The sequence below is a fragment of the Bacillus sp. SIMBA_008 genome, from assembly GCF_046535495.1.
GTDB classification, from domain to species: Bacteria; Bacillota; Bacilli; order Bacillales; family Bacillaceae; genus Bacillus; species Bacillus subtilis.
In genome coordinates this window covers 1-266 of record NZ_JAWRWL010000570.1, presented here as the reverse complement: position 1 = coordinate 266, position 266 = coordinate 1, and the positions used below count along the sequence as shown (strand labels likewise).

Below are 266 nucleotides of genomic sequence, written 5' to 3'. Positions count from 1 at the left end.
ATGAAATGATGCTATCTGAATCACAAGAACGTATGCTAATCGTTGTGAAAAAGGGTAGAGAGCAAGAAATAGTAGATTTATTTGAGAAGTATGGTCTTGCAGCCGTTACGATGGGGAAAGTAACGGAAGACAAAATGCTTCGCTTATTCCATAAAGGTGAAAAGGTAGCTGAAGTTCCAGCAGATGCTCTTGCAGAAGAAGCACCAATTTATCATAAGCCATCAAAAGAAGCAGCATACTTTGCTGAATTCCAGGCAATGAAAATG

The 266-nt window shown here is 39.1% G+C and carries 1 protein-coding gene; it reads left to right on the top strand.

The window, feature by feature from the left end; translation table 11 throughout:
* Positions 1–266, top strand: a 266-nt coding sequence (locus tag SB658_RS24490) for an AIR synthase-related protein (RefSeq protein WP_410602978.1), incomplete at both ends; no start/stop codon positions are given.